Origin of the sequence: Methanoregula sp. UBA64 (genome assembly GCF_002502735.1) — an archaeon.
GTDB lineage: Archaea > Halobacteriota > Methanomicrobia > Methanomicrobiales > Methanospirillaceae > Methanoregula.
Genome location: NZ_DAQC01000001.1, coordinates 265834 through 284248, shown reverse-complemented (window position 1 = coordinate 284248; position 18415 = coordinate 265834). Strand labels below are relative to the sequence as shown.

Annotated in this window: 21 protein-coding genes and 2 tRNA genes; 11 read left to right on the top strand and 12 right to left on the bottom strand. The window is 54.9% G+C overall.

Translation table 11 applies throughout. The features are described from left to right. Positions 1–3: 3 nt before the first annotated feature. Genes BP758_RS01355 through BP758_RS01335 form a run of 5 tightly spaced genes read left to right on the top strand, consistent with a single transcriptional unit; the run spans position 4 to position 2893 of the window. The gene (locus tag BP758_RS01355) at positions 4–279 is read left to right on the top strand and encodes a MarR family transcriptional regulator (RefSeq protein WP_292367963.1); all 276 of its coding nucleotides are present in this window, start codon (positions 4–6) and stop codon (positions 277–279) included. Next, entirely contained in the window at positions 276–806 is a 531-nt protein-coding gene (locus BP758_RS01350; RefSeq protein ID WP_292367961.1) for a tRNA (cytidine(56)-2'-O)-methyltransferase, read from the top strand. The genes BP758_RS01355 and BP758_RS01350 overlap by 4 nt, the downstream gene beginning before the upstream one ends. Next, on the top strand, positions 803–1876 hold the full coding sequence (locus BP758_RS01345; protein ID WP_292367959.1) for an ATP-grasp domain-containing protein: 1074 nt from the start codon (positions 803–805) through the stop codon (positions 1874–1876). The genes BP758_RS01350 and BP758_RS01345 overlap by 4 nt, the downstream gene beginning before the upstream one ends. Then, positions 1876–2397: a transcription factor gene (locus BP758_RS01340; protein ID WP_292367957.1), complete on the top strand. Its 522-nt coding sequence runs from the start codon at positions 1876–1878 to the stop codon at positions 2395–2397. The genes BP758_RS01345 and BP758_RS01340 overlap by 1 nt, the downstream gene beginning before the upstream one ends. After that, a complete protein-coding gene (locus tag BP758_RS01335) occupies positions 2390–2893 on the top strand; it encodes an HDIG domain-containing metalloprotein (RefSeq protein ID WP_292367956.1) in 504 nt (167 codons plus the stop codon). The genes BP758_RS01340 and BP758_RS01335 overlap by 8 nt, the downstream gene beginning before the upstream one ends. Positions 2894–2908: 15 nt before the next feature. On the opposite strand, the gene BP758_RS01330 is transcribed toward BP758_RS01335, so the two are convergent. Further along, the gene (locus BP758_RS01330; protein ID WP_292367954.1) at positions 2909–3409 is read right to left on the bottom strand and encodes a regulator of amino acid metabolism, contains ACT domain protein; all 501 of its coding nucleotides are present in this window, start codon (positions 3407–3409) and stop codon (positions 2909–2911) included. A gap of 349 nt (positions 3410–3758) precedes the next feature. Between BP758_RS01330 and BP758_RS01325 the strand changes: the two genes are divergently transcribed. Then, a tRNA-Leu gene (locus BP758_RS01325) sits at positions 3759–3843 on the top strand. Positions 3844–4699: 856 nt separating this feature from the next. Here the strand turns inward: BP758_RS01325 and hypE are convergent. From hypE to BP758_RS01300, 5 genes are all read right to left on the bottom strand, one after another. Beyond that, positions 4700–5695 carry a hydrogenase expression/formation protein HypE gene (gene hypE / locus BP758_RS01320; RefSeq protein ID WP_292367952.1) on the bottom strand — a complete coding sequence of 332 codons (996 nt, stop codon included), beginning with the start codon at positions 5693–5695 and terminating at the stop codon, positions 4700–4702. A 1-nt stretch (position 5696) separates the two neighbouring features. Beyond that, on the bottom strand, positions 5697–6035 hold the full coding sequence (locus BP758_RS01315) for a hydrogenase maturation nickel metallochaperone HypA (RefSeq protein ID WP_292367950.1): 339 nt from the start codon (positions 6033–6035) through the stop codon (positions 5697–5699). Then, complete coding sequence (locus tag BP758_RS01310) at positions 6035–6259, bottom strand: HypC/HybG/HupF family hydrogenase formation chaperone (protein WP_292367948.1); 225 nt, start codon at positions 6257–6259, stop codon at positions 6035–6037. Before BP758_RS01310 ends, BP758_RS01315 begins: the two co-directional genes overlap by 1 nt. A gap of 294 nt (positions 6260–6553) precedes the next feature. After that, positions 6554–6638, bottom strand: a tRNA-Ser gene (locus BP758_RS01305). Between the two features lie 104 nt (positions 6639–6742). Next, positions 6743–7864 (bottom strand): hypothetical protein, encoded by a 1122-nt coding sequence (locus BP758_RS01300; protein ID WP_292367947.1) that lies wholly within the window; start codon positions 7862–7864, stop codon positions 6743–6745. Positions 7865–7894: 30 nt separating this feature from the next. On the opposite strand from BP758_RS01300, the gene BP758_RS01295 reads away from it, so the two are divergent. Next, complete coding sequence (locus tag BP758_RS01295; protein WP_292367945.1) at positions 7895–8881, top strand: archaeosine biosynthesis radical SAM protein RaSEA; 987 nt, start codon at positions 7895–7897, stop codon at positions 8879–8881. 53 nt (positions 8882–8934) lie between these two features. On the opposite strand, the gene BP758_RS01290 is transcribed toward BP758_RS01295, so the two are convergent. The 3 genes from BP758_RS01290 to BP758_RS01280 form a co-directional block, all read right to left on the bottom strand. Next, the gene (locus BP758_RS01290; RefSeq protein WP_292367943.1) at positions 8935–10170 is read right to left on the bottom strand and encodes a TIGR00300 family protein; all 1236 of its coding nucleotides are present in this window, start codon (positions 10168–10170) and stop codon (positions 8935–8937) included. 151 nt (positions 10171–10321) lie between these two features. Further along, positions 10322–10930 (bottom strand): NTP transferase domain-containing protein, encoded by a 609-nt coding sequence (locus BP758_RS01285; protein WP_292367941.1) that lies wholly within the window; start codon positions 10928–10930, stop codon positions 10322–10324. Continuing rightward, the gene (locus tag BP758_RS01280; RefSeq protein WP_292367939.1) at positions 10918–11919 is read right to left on the bottom strand and encodes a pyridoxal phosphate-dependent aminotransferase; all 1002 of its coding nucleotides are present in this window, start codon (positions 11917–11919) and stop codon (positions 10918–10920) included. The genes BP758_RS01285 and BP758_RS01280 overlap by 13 nt, the downstream gene beginning before the upstream one ends. A 195-nt stretch (positions 11920–12114) precedes the next feature. On the opposite strand from BP758_RS01280, the gene BP758_RS01275 reads away from it, so the two are divergent. The 4 genes from BP758_RS01275 (at position 12115) to BP758_RS01260 (ending at position 16045) form a co-directional block, all read left to right on the top strand. Beyond that, a complete protein-coding gene (locus tag BP758_RS01275) occupies positions 12115–12294 on the top strand; it encodes a ribbon-helix-helix domain-containing protein (RefSeq protein ID WP_292367938.1) in 180 nt (59 codons plus the stop codon). A 10-nt stretch (positions 12295–12304) separates the two neighbouring features. Then, entirely contained in the window at positions 12305–13471 is a 1167-nt protein-coding gene (gene ftsZ, locus BP758_RS01270) for a cell division protein FtsZ (protein ID WP_292367936.1), read from the top strand. A 460-nt stretch (positions 13472–13931) separates the two neighbouring features. Further along, positions 13932–14792, top strand: a complete 861-nt coding sequence (locus BP758_RS01265) for a coiled-coil protein (RefSeq protein WP_292367934.1) — start codon at positions 13932–13934, stop codon at positions 14790–14792. 119 nt (positions 14793–14911) lie between these two features. After that, positions 14912–16045 (top strand): DUF373 family protein, encoded by a 1134-nt coding sequence (locus BP758_RS01260; RefSeq protein ID WP_292367932.1) that lies wholly within the window; start codon positions 14912–14914, stop codon positions 16043–16045. 251 nt (positions 16046–16296) lie between these two features. On the opposite strand, the gene BP758_RS01255 is transcribed toward BP758_RS01260, so the two are convergent. The 3 genes from BP758_RS01255 to asd all read right to left on the bottom strand — a co-directional run bounded on the left by BP758_RS01255 (position 16297) and on the right by asd (position 18199). Next, positions 16297–16815 carry a hypothetical protein gene (locus tag BP758_RS01255; protein WP_292367930.1) on the bottom strand — a complete coding sequence of 173 codons (519 nt, stop codon included), beginning with the start codon at positions 16813–16815 and terminating at the stop codon, positions 16297–16299. Positions 16816–16879: 64 nt separating this feature from the next. Continuing rightward, positions 16880–17173 (bottom strand): DNA-binding protein Alba, encoded by a 294-nt coding sequence (gene albA, locus BP758_RS01250; protein ID WP_292367928.1) that lies wholly within the window; start codon positions 17171–17173, stop codon positions 16880–16882. 6 nt (positions 17174–17179) lie between these two features. Next, entirely contained in the window at positions 17180–18199 is a 1020-nt protein-coding gene (gene asd / locus BP758_RS01245) for an aspartate-semialdehyde dehydrogenase (RefSeq protein WP_292367926.1), read from the bottom strand. Between the last annotated feature and the right edge of the window lie 216 nt (positions 18200–18415).

The following is an 18415-nucleotide window of genomic DNA, read 5'->3' as shown; positions in this document are numbered from 1 at the left end:
CAGGTGAAAGATGAGGACGCCGACTGGCTGATCTACCACCTTCTTCCGCAGGACAAACCGATCACCCCTGAGGAGATCCAAAAAAAGTGCGGGCTGGACGCAGCAGTTGTCGATGCATCGCTTGCCCGGCTCGAACGCTACCTCCTTATCGTACGCCAGAAAGGAACGGTCCGGGTCCTCTCGATTGGGGAAGCACTTGTCGCCTGCCAGACAAAGTACGACCCGTCCCTTCCTTACACGATAGAAAACGGCGTTATCAGGGCACGGAAACAGCCATGACAGAAAAAGAGATTGCAATACTTCGGATCGGTCACCGGCCCGAGCGCGACCAGCGGGTGACCACGCACGTGGCGCTCACCGGGCGGGCGCTCGGCGCTTCGGGAATGTACCTTGCTGCGGATGACAAAGGCGTTGCGGAGAGTGTTAAGGATGTTGCCGACCGCTGGGGCGGGACATTCTTCTGCGAGAACAACGTGAAGTGGCGTTCCTGTATCAAGGACTGGAAAGCAGCCGGGGGAAAGGTCGTCCACCTTACGATGTACGGGATTAACCTGCCCGACATTATCGGCGAGATCCGGCCGTGCGAAAAGCTCCTTGTCGTGGTCGGGGCAGAGAAAGTGCCAGGCGAGATGTACGGCCTTGCGGACTTTAACGTGGCAGTGACCGGCCAGCCCCACTCTGAGATCTCAAGTCTCGCGCTCTTTTTGGACCACCTTGCGGAAGGTGATGAGTTCAAGCGGGAATTCCCCGGGGCAAAGATCCGCATCGTCCCCTCAAAGGCCGGCAAGCATACGGAGGAGTTGTGAGGGGGAGGGTCCTTGTCGCAGGGTTTGCCACGCGCCATGTGGCACAGTCAGCAGCCCGGGCCGGTTACGAGGTCTGTGCTGTCGACCATTTCTGCGACCAGGACCTGTTCTGGTGTACAGAGGACCGGCTAAAGTTCGAGGAACTCGAAGAACTCCCCGAGGCCATCGACCGTATGTGCCGCCTGCACCGGTTCGATTTTGCGGTTGCAACCTCGGGAGCCGAAGAGATCGCGTTCCCGGTCCGCCAGTGCGGCACGCCCCGGGAGACTGCGGCCCGGTTCCTCGACAAGCTTGAGACGGAACGGTTCTTTGAGGAGATCGGCGTTCCCGTTCCCCGCATTGCAGAGGATGGCGCTTATCCCGTGATGGGAAAACCCCGCAAAGGTGCCGGGGGCTGGAGGAACGCCATCCTCCGTTCCGCCAAAGAGGAGCAGGACTGGGCCTCGCTGTACCCGGAGATCCCCTACATCCGCCAGGAGATCGCAGAAGGTACCCCCGCGAGTGTCTGCTGCATTGCCGACGGCCATGCCGCACGGGCCATTGCCGTAAACGAGCAGATCCTCCGGGGAAGCGGCGAGTCGGCGTTCGGGTTCTCGGGTTCGGTCACTCCCTTCGACCACCCGCTGGCCGGGGAGATGCGGGCGATCGCGGAGAAGATCGCGGCAGCGAGCGGGTGCGTGGGAACGCTCGGGATCGATTTCGTTGCCGGATCCGAAACGCCGTCTGTCATCGAGGTCAACCCCCGGTTCCAGGGAACGGTCGACACCGTGGAGATGGCATACGGGTGCAGCCTCTTCCAGTACCATGTCGATGCCTGTGCAGGAAGGCTTCCGGACGTCCCGGCACCGGGCGAGTACGCGGCACGCAGGATCCTCTTTGCCGACCGGGACATAACGATCGGTGCCGACCTCAAAAAACTCGCGCCGGTTGTCTCCGACATCCCCTGGCCGGGCGCATTCTTTGAAGAAGGGCAGGCCCTGGTGAGCATTGCAGGAACCGGGGCAACCCGGAAAGCAGCGCTCTGCGCGCTGGATAAGAATATTAGCACTGTCCGACAATATATGGGCTGATGGATCCAGTGGAAGACGTGCTTAACGACCCGGCAATGCGTGCCTATATCCACCGCCTGATCGGTGACGAAGGTCTCGACCTTTTGGAGAAGTTCCCCAAAGACGGCGAGCACAGCGACGAAGACCTTGCGGCAAGCACGGGAATCAACCTCAACTCGGTGCGCCACACGCTCTATACGTTATACGAGAAGCGCCTGGCCGAATACCACCGGATCAAGAACAACGAGACCGGGTGGCTTACCTACCTCTGGCAGCTCCGGATCGACCGGGTTCCCGATGCGATCCGCGAGGACATGGAGACGGTGCTCGACAAGCTCGAACGCCGTGCGCGGTTCGAGGAAGAGAACGACTTTTACATCTGCAAGAACTGCCACGACCTCTTTACCTTTAACCTGGCCGTAGGCGGGGACTTCAAGTGCCCGAACTGCGAGGAGCCGCTGGGCCACTTCGATAACGATCTCCTGGTAAAATCGCTCCGCGAGCGTATCGATGCCATCAAGAAATCGCTCGGCCGTGCCTGAACCTCCCGGCCGCGACGCCTGTTTTGCGCTGCTCGAAGAGGCAGCGTGCGCAAAGAACGTTATTGCCCACTGTAAGGCGGTCTGTGCCTGCGCAGAAGAATATGTGGCACGGTGCAGCCTTGCAGACCCTGATCTCGTGATGCAGGGTGCGCTCCTCCACGATATCGGGAGGAGCCGGACGCATTTGATCGGGCATGCACAGGCCGGTGCCGATCTCCTGCGGGAGAAGGGTTTTCCCGAGCGGCTCGTGCGGATCGTGGAATGCCATACGGGAGCGGGCCTTACCGCTGATGAATGCACGCTCCTTGGGCTGCTCCCCCGGGACTGCATGCCGCAGACAGTCGAGGAGAAGATCGTTACCCACGCGGATAACCTGCTTGCCGGGACAACCCGGGAAACCATTGACGAGAGCATTGCGTGGGCCATCCACCTTAACCGGAAGACACGGCACCGGATCTACCGGCTCGCAAACGAAGTGGAACTGCTCGCGCAGTAAAAAAGGGATCTTTTTTTAAATGATGACCTGGCGCACCTGCGGGAGGGCGCGGATCTCGCTTACCACCTCTGCGGGAAGCGGGCTTTGCACGATGATGACCAGTTTCGGGTCTTCCGAGAGCTGGGGGTCGGTGACAAAGATCTGGCGGATCGAAAGCGAGTGCTTTGAGAGTACGCTGACCGCGGCCCCGATGATATCCTTCTCGTTTGCATCCCGGGGGAGGACGGTGATGACCGCAAGACCCAGGGGCTCTGCAACGCGGCTGAGGTCCGGGGTTGCCCGCATGTTGAGGAAGATGTCGCGCAGGGCGGGGCGTTCGAGGATGCGTTTTGCCGTGGCGTCCACGACGCGGCGGTCGGACCCGATCGCTTTTGCCACTGCGGTCGCGGGGATCTCGATACCGTTGCAGCAGATCCGCGCCTCGTTATTTACCCCGAAGCCGTTTTCCAGCAGGAACCTGACTACCCGGCTCTGTGACGGCGAATCGGCAAATTCGCGGATGATATCAGCCCACATATATGCTCCGGGTAAAACGTATGAAAATATACATGTATGCCTGTTGCCTGCCATCAGGGTACCATACACGGTCGGGGAGTGCAGGCCGGAAAGACCGGATCTTTCGTCGTAAAATTCCGGTAAATACCCCATTTCAGGGATACTGCGGACCCCCGGGAGTATCCGGATACCCGACATACCGGAACCGCGACAACCTTCCGCGCCCATGTCATCCATGCCACAGGATCTCTGACGTGATAATCCCGTATCATGCCATAACATTCTTTTAGATAGACAACCTCTTTGTTATGGCACAGACGCAGGGCCTGACAGGAATGTCCGGCGTTGCAGATGGGCACAATAGTATCGGGCGAGGGTAGCCAAGCCAGGTCAAAGGCGCTAGGTTGAGGGCCTAGTCTCGTAGGAGTTCTTGGGTTCGAATCCCATCCCTCGCACTTTTCTTTTGGGTTTTTTATAACAATTTGAGTTATACGAATCCAGTCAGTAATTATCAGTCTGGGTATTTTGGAGTTCTTGCCTAGGGTTTATCGGACCCAAAGCGGGGACGCCCCATAGGTGGCGGCGGCGTTGCCCGTTCATGGAGATACGAGGGCAAAGCCCGCGTTTTCATGCTCCCGTACGGGATCCGGACGATACAGCCAGCCGCACGTTTCCTGAAAAAGTCCGGTCACGAGCCGGCAGGTTTTAAAAAAAAGATCGAACGCGATGCTGCACTTTTCAAAAAAACAGCGGATCGGTTGCTGAGCTTTTTAAAAAAAGTTCAGATCCCGAGCTGAGGTTTTCAAAAAATCTTCAGATCGGTTGGTGAGGTTTTTAAAAAAAGGGCGGGGCGGGATCTGGCAATTACAAAAAAAGGTCGGATCGTTTGCTGATAGTTCTCAGAAAAGACCGGCACCACCCCCTCCCCCAATAAGGTCCAACCCACGAATAATCATCAAATCCTCCGACGGGACTGTGCCGGATCAGGCATCCATCCACCAAAAAAGTCCGGCGAGGGTGCTGAGCTTTACAAAAAAAGTTCAGGTCCCGGGCTGAGGTTTTCAAAAAAAGAGCGGATCGGTTGGTGAAGATTACAAAAAATGTTCGATCCTGTTGCTGAGGTTTTCAAAAAATGATCACATCGCGAGCTGTCGATCGTAAAAAAAGAGCGGATCGATCGCTGATGTTTTAGAAAAAAGTTCGATTTGCGTGCTGAAGATTTCTAAAAAAAACCGGCCTGTGACCCCCAACCCCCCTCTGCCGGGATGAACGGCCGGACCGGCCGATAGCAAAAAAAGATAAAAAAAAGCTCTAGCAGACCCGGGGCACCGGGTCGCCCATCGGCGGCTCGATGAACCGCTCGCCGCCAATCGCCGTCTCCATGATCACGTGGGTGCCCTTCACGACCTTCCCGATGATCGCAGCATCCTTCCCGTACTTATGCGCATGCAGGGCCGCAAGGATCGCCTCTGCATCCTCTTTTGGCACGCCCATGACCACTTTTCCCTCGTTTGCCACTTCGAGCGGGTCGATACCGAGCATCCCGGCCGCACTCTTCACGCTCTTTCGTACCGGGATGAGCTCCTCCCCAATCCTGACCTGAACATGACTCTTTTTGGCCATCTCGTTGATGGCACTTGCAAAGCCTCCCCGGGTCGGGTCCTTCATCGCATGGATGGTCCCCGCATCGAGTACTTTTTCCATCATACCCCAGAGCGGTGCCACATCCGAATGGATCTGCTCCCCGAGATCGAACCCCTCGCGGTGGGCCATAATCGCAATCCCGTGGTCGCCAAGCGTTCCCGAGACAATGATCACATCGCCGTCTTTGAGGCCATTATCCCGCACAACCTTCTTTGCAACGCCGATCCCTGCCGTATTGATCGCGATCCCGTCAAGGGAGCCTTTCTCGACGACCTTTGTGTCCCCTGTGACCATACACGCCCCTGCCTCTCCGAGGGCTTCGTCCATCGAACGGACGATCTTTTCAAGATCCGCGACATCGAAACCCTCCTCGATGATCATACCGCAGGAGAGTGCGATCGGTTTTCCGCCCATCATGGTAAGATCGTTTGCAGTCCCGCTCACTGAGATCCTCCCGATATCCCCGCCCGGGAAAAAGAGAGGGCGCACCACGTGGGAGTCTGTAGTAAAGACGATATTTGTCCCGTTGATCGGGATCACTGCCCCGTCGTCAAGGGATTCAAGACCGATACCTCCGGCATTGTTGTGGGTAAACTTTGTGAGCGTCTGTAACAGTTCGCCCATCACTTCCCCGCCGGCACCATGCATCATGTTGACTTTCATGTTAATCTGCCACCTCGATCTCCACGTTGGTTACGACAATCTCCCGGCCCCGGACCACTTCGGGGAGCGCCCCGCATTTCGGACAGACATAGATCTCGTTTCCGGCATACCCGCACGGGCACCGGGTCTCAGGCTCGATCTCGGTACAGGCCAGTTCTGCCGTGGCAAACAGCGGATCGTCCTCCTTTATCGTATCAAACAAAAAGATCACCTGATCGGGATTGACCATCGCCATCTTCCCGATATCAACGCGGATTTTCTTTACCTTTGTCGCCTGGTTGTCAAGTGCAGCTTTTCTCGCCGTTGCATACAGGTCGTACGCAATGCTGTACTCGTGCATCACTCCTCCAGTGCAGCGTAGACCTGTTTGAAGATCTCGCGGGTCTCGAGCCCCTCCTCACGGGAGAGCCGCTGGATGGCAAAGCCTACATGCACGAGGACAAACTCCCCTACCTTGACATCCACGAGATCGAGCCGGACCTCCTGTTTGAGGTCGCCATAGTCCACAACCCCGATATTTCCCTCTTTGATCTCAAGGACTTCCGCCGGAACTGCAACGCACATCGATAATTCACACTCGTATCAGGTAACAGAGATCTAGGCGTTTCATCCACTTAAAAACAATGATATCGCACGTGGCCGGCAGAGCCGGGTCACGACATAGGTTCACAGAGAAGGATACATTACAATGCCGGGAGGAGCAGGTTCCCATGTCCCGGACCTGCCGAAAAATACCTTAAAAAAAGATCCATGACGGATGCAGGGCAGGCAGTTCCGATGAAGGGCTCACTGAAAACAAAAAACCAGAATAATAGTTCTGCAAAATTTCTTAAAAAAAACAAAAAACTGTTCCTAAAACGCCGGGGAAGAGATTTGAACTCTTGAGGTGCAGGGCACCAGTGGCTTTCAAGGCCACCGCCTTACCGGACTAGACTACCCCGGCCCTAATGTGTTTTTACTCTTTTGACAGCGAACTATAAAAAATCCTTCTTTACCGTACGGGATCTCCTGACGCTTCTTAAAAAAACGCACCTGCAAGACGTTGTATCAGGAGCGGCGCAGGCAGAAGACCGCCATGGCAGACCCGGCAGCGCAGACTGCAACGATCGGTCCGAGCGGTGATTTTTGCGGGGGCGTCTTTTCCGGGGGCTCTGCCGGCCCCGTGCCAGGCACATTCTCTTCAGGAACCGGCCGGAATACCTCGGGGACAGTGGGACTGAGTGCTACCGATTCAACATTGGCTGCATTGAGAGAGACCATTGTGCTCACTGAATACTTATAGGGATATATCTTGAAGTAAAGGGGGCCCTGTGGACTGTCGATCGTAATCTCCTCCGCATTGACCTCCCCCTGATCGTTCACCGTGTGGAGAACCCCGTTCGCATCCGCATATTCGACAACCCAGTCCACCGAAGACGAAGTTGTCACCGTGACCGTGCCGTTATTGAGCGGCCGGACGATAAAATAAGCCGGGTTATCCCGGGATGCCTTTGTCCGGGCTGACATGATGGCAGATCCCGTTACGGAAGTCACCGGGACAAGCGTATCTTTTCCGCTGATGATCGTGATGACCCGTGAGCCGATATACCCGTGAGAATCCGTGAAGGTCATTTCATAATCACCGGTCTGGCTGACCGGGACCTCGACCGAAAAGCCCCCGAGATTATCTGTAGTTACATATGACGGACCGAAGATCACCCCGTTATCCGGCCCGATGACCGTTACCTGAACGCCACTATTGATATCGCCGGTTATCTTCCCGGTAACGGACAGTTTGCGGGAAAGGACCTGGGTTGTCTGGGAGGACAGGAGGATCTCATCGGACCGGTCGATAAGCCGGACCTGCCGCATATTGACCGAATCGCCGGTTCCGACCGTCGGGACTTCAACTTTGTAGGTACCTGTGGGCAGGTACGTGGTATCGAAGATCACCCGGAACGTATTATCCGCCTGGACATACGCGATCTTGCGCTTGACCTCGGTACTGGTCGTCACCTGCTGGTAGAGCACTACATCGATGGGCGTCCCTATCCCAAAGGTAGTCGTGCCGTTGACCACAAGAGGCATGCCGATGGTCAGGGTCTCGGGCGCGGAGATAAAGACCTGATATGCCGGGACTCCGGAGACAAGGAGACAGAGCCCAAGGGCCAGCAGGACGATCTTCTTCATCTATCTATAAGATCAACTATGAGGCTGTTAATGATTTCTGAAATTACCAGAAAACCACTTGCCAGCTGGGGGGGGAAAGAGCGGTACGCGGGAAACCCGGTCGAGTGCCTCACGATCATCCTTGAATCCGGGGGGTGTTCGTGGGCCCGGTGCCGCATGTGCAGCTACCGGCACGAGCGGTACAAAGCTGCGTCATGCAGCGAGCTTGCTGCCCACCTCCGTGCCCAGCTTGCCTGGGTGAAAAACGAGTACGATCTTACCAAATTTACCATGGTAAAACTCTTTACTTCGGGAAGTTTCTTCGATCCCACGGAGGTCCCACCGGACTTCCGCGACGAGGTGGCAAAGACATTCCGGGGAAAGATCGTTATCGCGGAGAGCCGGCCGGAGTATATCACCGCAGAGAACCTGGAGGGATTTATTACAAGTCTCGATGACGGTACCTACAAAACCCCACTCTACTGTGCGGTGGGCCTTGAGACCACGAGCGATGCCATCCGCGAAAAAAGCATCAACAAGGGTTTCTTGTTTGCGGATTATAAGGAGGCCGCGTCCCGTGCCCGGCAGGCAGGTGCGGGGATGAAGGCATACCTCCTCTTTAAACCGCTTTTCCTTACCGAAGCCGAGGCAATAGCGGATATGAAAACATCGTTTGACGGGCTCTCCGGTCTTGCGGACCTGGTCTCGATGAACCCCTGCACGGTCCAGAGGAGGACCGAACTCGAACTCTATTGGAAACAGGGGGCATACCGCCCGCCGTACCTCTGGAGCGTGCTCACGCTTTTAAAAGATGCCCCGTTCCACATGACCTGCGATCCCCTGGGAGGCGGCCAGAACCGGGGGCCGCATAACTGCGGTACCTGCGATTACGAGATCACAAAAGGCATCCGGGACTATTCCCTCTCCGCCGACCGCGACCTTGTCGGGGCGCTTCTTGACATGGACTGCTCCTGCAAGAACGAATGGGAGTACGTGCTTGAAAACGAGCGGCCGTACTGCATGCCACTCACCCGGTAAAGATACTAAAAAGGATTCGTATTTTTAGAGTCGTGAGGAGCCGGAAAGAAACCTTATTTTTTCCCGGCACTCTGCTTTTCAATCTGTTCGGCAAGGAGCGGGAAGAAGGTGCCGGCATCGGAGACTATCCCGATGGCCTGGGTCGTGCCCCGGTCCATGAGCTTGGTGACCGATGCAGGGTTGATATCGACACAGACGGTCTTCACGCTCGAAGGCAAACAGTTGCCGACCGCAATGGAGTGCAGGAGGGTTGCTACCATCAGGACCATCTTGCAGCCGGGGATATGACAGCGCATTGCGTCCTGCGCTTCCATCGTGTCCTGGATCACATCGGGAAGAGGGCCGTCGTCCCGGATCGAGCCGGCAAGGACGAAGGGGACATTATTCTTTATGCATTCGTACATAATTCCCCCGTTGAGGACTCCCTTATCCACCGCGTTCTGTAACGACCCGGCCCGCATGATCTCGCTGATGGCATAGAGATGGTGGCGGTGGCCGCCCATAACGGGTTTTCCCGTCTTGATATCCATGCCGAGCGATGTCCCGTAGAGGTTGCACTCGACATCGTGGGTGGCGAGTGCGTTCCCGGCAAACAGGACATTGATATAGCCTTTTTTAATGAGACCCGCTACGGCTTTATCTGCCCCGGTATGGATGATCGCAGGGCCGCCGACAAGGATGATCTTACCGCCCGATTTATGGACCTCGATGATCTCTTTTGCAATCTGGGCGATCAGGGTCTCGCTGGGGCGTTCCGATGAAACCGTGCCGTGCATGAACTCGAACGTACTGCTCGTGCGGGGCCGGGCAGGGTAGTTTACGAGGACTCCTTCTTCCCCGACAACCACCAGATCGCCTTTTTTGATCTTCCCGAGGGGCATGCATCGTGCCTTCTTCTTTGAGGGATCCACGACGATTAAAAAGTCCATCTCGATCCCATCGACGGTAACCCACTCGTCCTCAAGCCGTACCTGGGTCGGGTGGTTGGTGGTGGTGTAGAAGTCCTTGGGGGCATTCTTGTCCCCGACCGCAGGTACGTAATGGACGGATTTGACCGGGGGGAGCCGGGCCCCGAGGCGGTGGAGTTCTGACAGGATCGAGCGCAGTTTTTCCTTGTCCTGCGCTACGATCTTTAAGCGGGCGTAACTCGGATCGGTCTTCTTTTTGCCCACGTCAAAGACAAGGATCTCGAAATTCCCGCCCATGTCCATGACCCGGTCAAAAAGCTGGGTCATGATGCCAGAGTCGATGATATGACCCTGCAGCTCGATCTCCTGCGACTCCACCATAATATAATACACTTAGTCTTGGAACCTTAATATGCATTCGTATTAAATTCGAACGCTGGAGCCGTTATTTTGTCATACAGGCATGATTTGAGCCCAGTTGCCCGTTCGTAAAACCTGCACGATTCAACAGGGGATATGCAATTAATGGGTTTTATGATGAGATCCGGGCTTTGGATAAAAGGAACTGTTCTGCCGCATGGAGGTCCGCTTCCGTATTCACGTTGATACCAACCCGGGGATCGGCAAGCACGAGCCGGAATTCGTCCTGGGTCTCTGCAATCCGGCTTCCGAGAAGGATATTGAGCCCGGTCGGGCAGGCTTCGACGGTATCGATTGTCTCCCGGTAGTTCAGGCCGCCGCGACAGGACCGGACTACTTCAGAAGGTACCCAGACCGAGCAGGCCTCGCGGCAGGAGGAGACATAAGCCTCCCGGACAGCAGTAATAATCTCCGGGTCGATGCAGGGGATGTCGGAAACACATACAAACAACGGGTGTCTTTCACCCAGTACCTCTACGGCTTCTATCATGTCATGGATATAATCGACCCCGCAGGTCTGGCATGATTCGATACCCTGCGCCCGGCACCAGTTCCGGGTCATCGGCGTTTTCCGGGATGTTGCAACGAGGAGATTACAACCGGCACCAGAAAAAGCGTCCGTTATATACGAGAGCAGGGGACGGTTGTTGATTAAAACAAGGGGTTTTTCCCCGCGATTCAGGCGACTGCCGGTGCCCCCGGCCATGATCAGGGCATACATGCAGATAAAGCCTCTACCAGCAGTTTGTTCTCGTCATGGGTCCGCACTGCGACCCGGATACTCGTGGGGAGGCCAAACGAGGTGCAGTCCCGTACCAGGATCCCGTGTCGGGTTTCTAAAAGTTCTGCCAGTTCCCTGGCCGGGCAGGCACAGTCGGCAAGCAGGTAGTTTGCAGCCGAGGGATGGTACCACAGGCCGATCTCTTTGAATTCCTGCTCCAGGTATTTCCGCTCCTTTTCAATATAGGCACGGGATGCTTCCAGCTCACCGATATGGGGGAAGGCAGCAAGGGCAAAAGCCTCGGCATAGGCATTCACGCTCCAGGGGGGGCGTGCGGTCTCGATCCGGGCAATGAGATCCGGGTCCCCGAAACCATACCCGAACCGGAGGCCGGGTACGGCAAAACTCTTCGTGAGGGATCCAAGGACAAAGAGGAATGGGTCACGTTCGGTATAAAGGCTCGCACCCGGATCGGCCAGATCGATAAATGCCTCATCGACGAATAGGAGGTTCCTCGAAGAAGATACTTCCTCAAGACGGGCGATCATTTCAGCGCGGGTACGGAGGATGCCGGTCGGGTTGTTGGGGTTACAGATAAACGAGACCGCTGCGCCGGACACCGACGGTGTGGCGGATGCTCCGGCAAGTCGGGCGGAGAGCGCATACTCGCCGAAGGTAGGCATTTCCGTATGGTATTTCGACCCTTTGGACAGTGTAACTGCACAGAAGACACGGATCAGTTCGATGGAGCCGTTCCCCACGCAAATCTCGTCGGTATCCCGACGGAATGTTTTCGCGATACACTCCTTAAGCAGCGTATAATCGTTATCCGGGTAAGAGGCAAGGTTCTCTGCCGGACACTCCCACGTGACTTCAGGGAGGAGGGGATTGAGGCTCGCGCTGAAATCCAGCAGGGATTTGCCGGTTTTTTCCCGTTTTTTCTTACCGGTTCCGCCATGCACAACGGGTCGGGGATCATCAACAACCATCGGAACGTCCGTATTTTTCAAAATACTTTGCCGGGCGGTCTTAAATGCGTTTGGAGACGGCATTGAAAATCAAATAAGAAAATTTATATACCTTTGCGATTCATTTTGGTTTATCTGGTTAAGTCAGACACAAATGTTCCCCTTGTCTGACACATGTATGACAAAAAGCAGACAAGTGTCAGAAATGGAGATACAATGATGCAACGAATCACGCTCCGGTTACCCGAACAGCAGATCAGCCTCCTCCAACAGATGGTGGACGCTGGCGAGTATCCCAACATTTCAGAAGCTGTCCGTGCAGCGGTCCGTGACCTTGTAGAAAAACGAGCGGGCCGTGTCTTAAAAGAAAATGACCAGGTTTCATTCAAGGTATGAGAGGGTAGAAATGCAGAGCATTATCAACGATGCACTAAAAAATTCCGAACTTGAGATGGAAGTGAAAAAGTCCGGATCCGATGCACCGGAAGACGATTTCCTGGGAAACCCACGGATTGTAATTATCGGCTGCGGTGGCGGCGGTAACAACACGGTCAACCGTATTCACCATATGGGTGTATCCGGTGCCGAGACGATTGCCATCAACACTGATAAGCAGCACCTGGACATGATCCAGGCCGACAAGCGCGTACTTATCGGGAAATCCTTAACCCGCGGGCTTGGTGCCGGCGGTTACCCCGATGTCGGTAAGCGCGCTGCCGAGATGGCACGCCCGACACTCGAGGCACTGCTGGAATCCGCAGACCTTGTATTCATCACAGCAGGTATGGGAGGGGGTACCGGTACCGGTTCCGCCCCGGTTGTTGCCCAGGTTGCAAAAGAGCAGGGCGCAATCGTGGTCGGCATGGTCAGCTACCCATTCCAGGTAGAAAAGGCCCGCCTGATCCGTGCAGAGGAAGGACTTGAGGCCCTTGCGGCATCCGCAGACTCGGTTATCGTTCTCGATAACAACCGACTCAAGAACTTCGTTCCGAACCTCCCGCTGGGCCAGGCATTCTCCGTCATGGACCAGCTCATTGGTGAGACGGTCAAGGGCATCTCCGAGACCATCACCGAGCCCTCGCTCATCAACATCGACTATGCCGATGTCCGGGCGATCATGTCCAAGGGCGGTGTCGCATCCATGCTCGTCGGGGAAAGCAAGCAGCAGAACAAGGCAGAGAGTGTTGTCCGCGAGTGCTTAAGCAACCCGATGCTCGATATCGACTATCGCGGCGCAACCGGGTCCTTAATCCACATCACCGGCGGTACCGACCTTACCCTGCAGGATGCAGAAGAGGTCGCCACCTCGCTCACGTACGAACTCGACCCCCACGCAGATGTCATCTGGGGAGCCCGTGTCCGGCCCGACATGGAAGGTAAGATCCGTGTCCTGGCCATCATGACCGGTGTCAAGAGCGCCCAGATCCTCGGGACCCGCCAGTCCTACAAGACTATGGTCCAGGAGATCGACGCCAAGAGATCCAGCCCCAAGCAGGTCGAGATGCCCCAGGCAAGGAAAGTTGCCCCCCGGGACCAGACCAGCGGCGGCGGCGTCCTTGAATGGGTCGGTTAAACACAGAATAAAACAATAAACCCATACACATTTCCGGGAAATACGGCCGTGTCATGCCATATCCCGGAAAACATTTTTCCCATCTGGTAAAACACGCCTCTTTTCAGATTTACATCATAACTCCGGCGAAACACTTAATAGTGCACTCTTCCTTTAACATATAGTACATTCGACCGATCGCCTGAAGGGAGAATGGGGAATGCCGCCAGGCGCGATGGCGGGGTTCCGGTATAGGGAGTTGAACATCATGAACCGTGTGTCGAACAAGGACTTCGATGCGAAGTCTTGCAATCCTTCCACGCAACGATCCTTTTCTGATGTTTTTCATCCTGCATCCTGCATGCAGAGAGGGCATATACCCGTAGTGCACTTTACCGTGCACACGTCCGTTCCTGCCACCGGCAGAATAACGGGCCCATGCAGATCCCTTACAGGAAATTCGATGGAGGAGTGGTAACGCATGTTGAATGACATCATGGAAAAGAGAAAGAAAGTTCTCACCGATTCCGAACAGCATAAGAATAAGAGAAACGAGCTCAACGCAACGGCAAGCAAGTCCGCGAGGGAGCGCAACTCACTCAACAACCAGACCCGGGAGTTCGTGGAAGAGGCCCAGAAAAACAAGGACCTGAGGGACAAATACAACCAGGAAGTCATCACCCTCAAGGGAGAGCGTAACGAGCTCAACAGCCAGGCAAATGTCCTGTTCGAAGATATCGAGGCCTTCAAGAAAGAACACGGGAACCTCAAAAATCGCGGGATCAAGGAACTCCAGAAGCAGATCGAGTACATGGAGTACCGCCAGCAGACAGAGGTTTTTACCACCGATAAGGAACGCGAGCTGATCGAAAAGATCAAGCAGATGAAGGGCCAGGTCAAGGAGCAGGAAGCCGAGCTGGAGCAGAACAAGGAGATGCGCACGAAGATCACATCAGCCCGTGATTTCCGCAAACAGGCATCCGATCTCCACGCGAAAGTAACCGAGCTTGCCGAACTCGCCCAGAAACACCACGACCTGATGGTAGAGTCCTACCGCAAGGCTGACAAGTCGCGCGAAGCGGCAGATGCAGCCCACAAGAGTTTTGTCGAGGCACAGGAATCTGCAGATGCCGAGCACAAGGCGTTTATTGCCTGCCAGAAAGAACTGCGCGACTATGACAAGGTCATCTCCGGCCTGCGCAAGAAGACGAAAAAGGTCAAGGTAACCAAGGAGCAGAAGGCGGTCCGGCAGGAAGCCGAGAACCTCTTCAAGAACTTCCGTGCAGGCGAAAAACTGACAACGGACGATCTCCTGCTACTCCAGCGTTCAAAACTTATCTGATTTTTCCCAATACGTTTTTTTTATTTTTAAAAAAACAGACCGCGGCACACGTTTCTGAAACTATTCGAATGCCTGCCCGGGTTATTATTTAATAGATTTACGGCGATTTTATTGTACCAATGACAGAAGGGCGGACGCTCGTTTTGAGTGTTGACCGGGATGACGACATCGGGTGGAAAGCCAAGATCGAGAGCCCGGTCGTCGGAAGGCAGGCGTGCCTGAATGCTGCAGATACGCTTGCTTTGGCCGATCCTGAAGACTCCGATGTCAACGCGATCTTTTCTGCGGTAAAAATCTATGACGAGCTTATCGCAAAAGGAGAGGACGCCGTTGTTGCCGTGATCGCGGGCAACCACCTCCACATGATAGAAGGCGACCGGAAGATCGCAGCGACCCTTGATGATGTCGTCAAGGAGACGCAGCCCACCAGCTGTATTCTTGTGTCCGATGGGGCGGAAGACGAATATGTTGTTCCGATCATCCAGTCACGGTTACCCGTGGCAAGTATCAGGCGCGTGATCGTCAACCAGATGCCCAACCTCGAAGGCACGTATTATATCCTTAAAAAACTCCTCGACGATCCCAAAATCTCGCGGGTCGTCTTTGTGCCGCTGGGCCTTGCAATGCTTCTGTATGCAAGCGCATTTATCCTCGGCTACCCGGGCACGGCAACCATCATCGTTATCGGTGTCATCGGGATGTACCTGCTCTACAAAGGGTTCGGGCTGGACGAGTTCATCCACGGGATTATAAACGCACTCCGTGCCTCGATGTCCCGGGGAAAGTTTTCCTTTGTTACGTACTCGACCACCATTGTCCTCGTGGTCATCGGGTTTACCATCGGTTTTCTCACAGTCCTTAAATATTACGCATCGGACGACAGTATGGGAGTCCTCCTGTATGTAATGAGTTTCCTGTACGGTGCGATCATGTGGCTGATCGTTGCAGGCCTGGTGACTTCCATCGGGGTTATCATTGATGTCTATTTCAACGAGCGGGAGAACCTGCCAAAAGTGGTTGTCTTCCCCTTCTTTGTGACCGCGATCGGGCTCATCCTGTACGGGGCGAGCGCGTATATCCTTGCCGTGAACAGTGTCCCGGACTTTCCCATTAAAGCCGGGGCTGGCGGGGCGTACATTACGTATTCGACGCTGGCAGGTCTGGGATGCGCGATCGCGGGCGTTATCATCCAGTATATCCTGGCAAAGCGGCAGGCCGCACAGGAAAAAGAAGCTATCATCGAGACAATCTGAAGGATTTTTCCTTCAGCCTTCGTCACTTTTTTCTCCGCCAAATCTTGCCGCGGTGTTCCCCTGCGAGGGTCTTTTGTGCGCACCGGCACCCGCCCGAACGGTCACAGAACCTGGGTGTACCTGTTACTGACACCTTGTTCCCAAGAAACAAACGGCAGAACCGAACAAAAGGTACGGTAAAACAATCCTGCACCTGGGAATTCCGATAATTACCTTATAGCGAGAGATTCAAAATCCGCGTGAAACCTATTTTAGGTACTGTTTTCAGGAGCGGTGTCCCCATCAGGAAAGTCAGGAGAACCCGGCTGCCCGGCAGGAGGCCGGTTCTCAAAATACCCAACACCCTCCGGGAAGACGTTGGTATTGGTATAGTTTCTCACGACCTGCGGAGATACAACCGTAAGCTTCGGGATCACCACATTGAACCGGTGGGAGGGATACCAGTAGATTCCATTCCCATATGAGTAGGATGCTTCCGGGACTACCATTTCAGCGCTGGAGAGATCAAGGTGGCGGATCTCTGCATCATCGTAATTAAGGATCTTGAGCAGTTTGTTTTTCAGATCCTGCTTTCCCAGTAAAAAGAAGATAATCCGCGTCCCTTCGTCCACGGAATAGTGCACATCGACCAGTGCCGTATCGTTCTGGAGCTGCACCTGCACCGACTCAACCGTGATGTACCCGTACCGCTCGTCGTTTGCCGCAGTAACAGGTACCATAAAAAGACCTGCAAGGATCAGGCAGAGCAGTGCGACAGCACATCGTCTCATGGCAGTATAAGTTCGAAGGAACCAGTTAAATGGTTTACGGTTTTTTTAAAAAGAAAGAAAAAAATTATTTGTGGGAGGCCAGGGTGATCTCGATACTCGACACATTGGTCTTGCCGGAATCCGTATCGATGATCTCGGTAGAGATAACAATATCTTTCTTTGTTACCCCCTCAAGGAACCGGTTCAGGGAGATCTCTGCCGTATCCACAGCGCGGGAGATTGCTTTTCCCCGCGCCTTGATTGCCACCTCGCTGGCCCCGTTATTGAACTGCGTAACTACCGCAAGCACGTAGTTCATCACCGGCTTGTTCCCCACAAACACGGTGTTTTCCTTTGTCGGTTGTACTGTCGGTTCCATAAACGATCACAGGTACTTCTTCTTTGTTATGAGTTCTGCATTCAGCACACTTGCACCCGCTGCACCGCGGATCGTGTTGTGGCCCATCGCGATAAAGCGGAGGCCGGGGCGCAGGCGTCCGACAGAGACCGTCATACCATTGCCCCGCATCCGGTCGAGACGCGGCTGGGGACGGTCCGGTTCGTCTGCGAAGAGGTGGACGGACTCCTTTGGCTGGGTAGGGAGGCCCTTGATGGGAGGTTTGTAATCCCGGTAGGCTTTCTCAACTTTATCGAGGGATTCCTTGATATCCACCCAGACCGCCATCGTGTGTCCGTCGATAACCGGAACCCGGTGGCAGCTCGCGCTCACCCGGAAAGGAGCGTTTGCCACTTTTTTCCCTTTCAGGGTTCCCATGATCTTGAGGGTCTCGGACTCCATCTTCTCCTCTTCCTTGCTGATGTACGGGATGACATTATCGTAGATCGCCATTGCAGCAACACCGGCAAAACCTGCTCCCGAGATCGCCTGCATTGTAGCAACGCGGATATCGGTGAATTTGAACTTCCGCAGCGGTGCAAGAGCGGTGACCATCATGATCGTGGAGCAGTTCGGATTGGTCACGATAAAACCGTCCCTGCCGGCATCCCGCTGGACATCGATCAGGCCCAGGTGCTCCGGGTTGACTTCAGGCACTACGAGGGGGATGGTTGGCTCCATACGGTGGGAACTCGCGTTGCTGCAGACGGCAATGCCCGCATCGGCAAACTTGTTCTCAACGTCCAGGGCTATCTCCGCCGGGAGAGCCGAGAAAACAAGATCCACGTCCTTCATCGCCGACGGAGTAATATTTTTTATCTTGATCTTGGCAATTTTTTCCGGGAACGGCGTTTCAAGGCGCCAGTTTACCACGTCCCCGTAGGGTTTTCCCGCACTGCGTTCCGAGGCCGCGAGTGTTGTCAGGTTGAACCATGGGTGATCCGCCAGAAGTTCGACAAATCGCTGACCAACCGCGCCCGTAGCTCCGAGCACTCCTACATTGATCATAAGTGACAGGTCCTGTTTTTGTGTAGTTTTGTCTTTCCCGTTATTCCAGATAATGGCGGGTTGTAAAATCCCATTTCACCTGTGATGATAAAAACATTGTTTTCCGATGCGTACCGTTTATTAAAACGCCCTGAATAAATTGCAGATAAGGATTCCATAAAACCGGGGTTTCCCTAAAATATCCCTATAATAACCATTACGGTTTGCAAAAAAAGG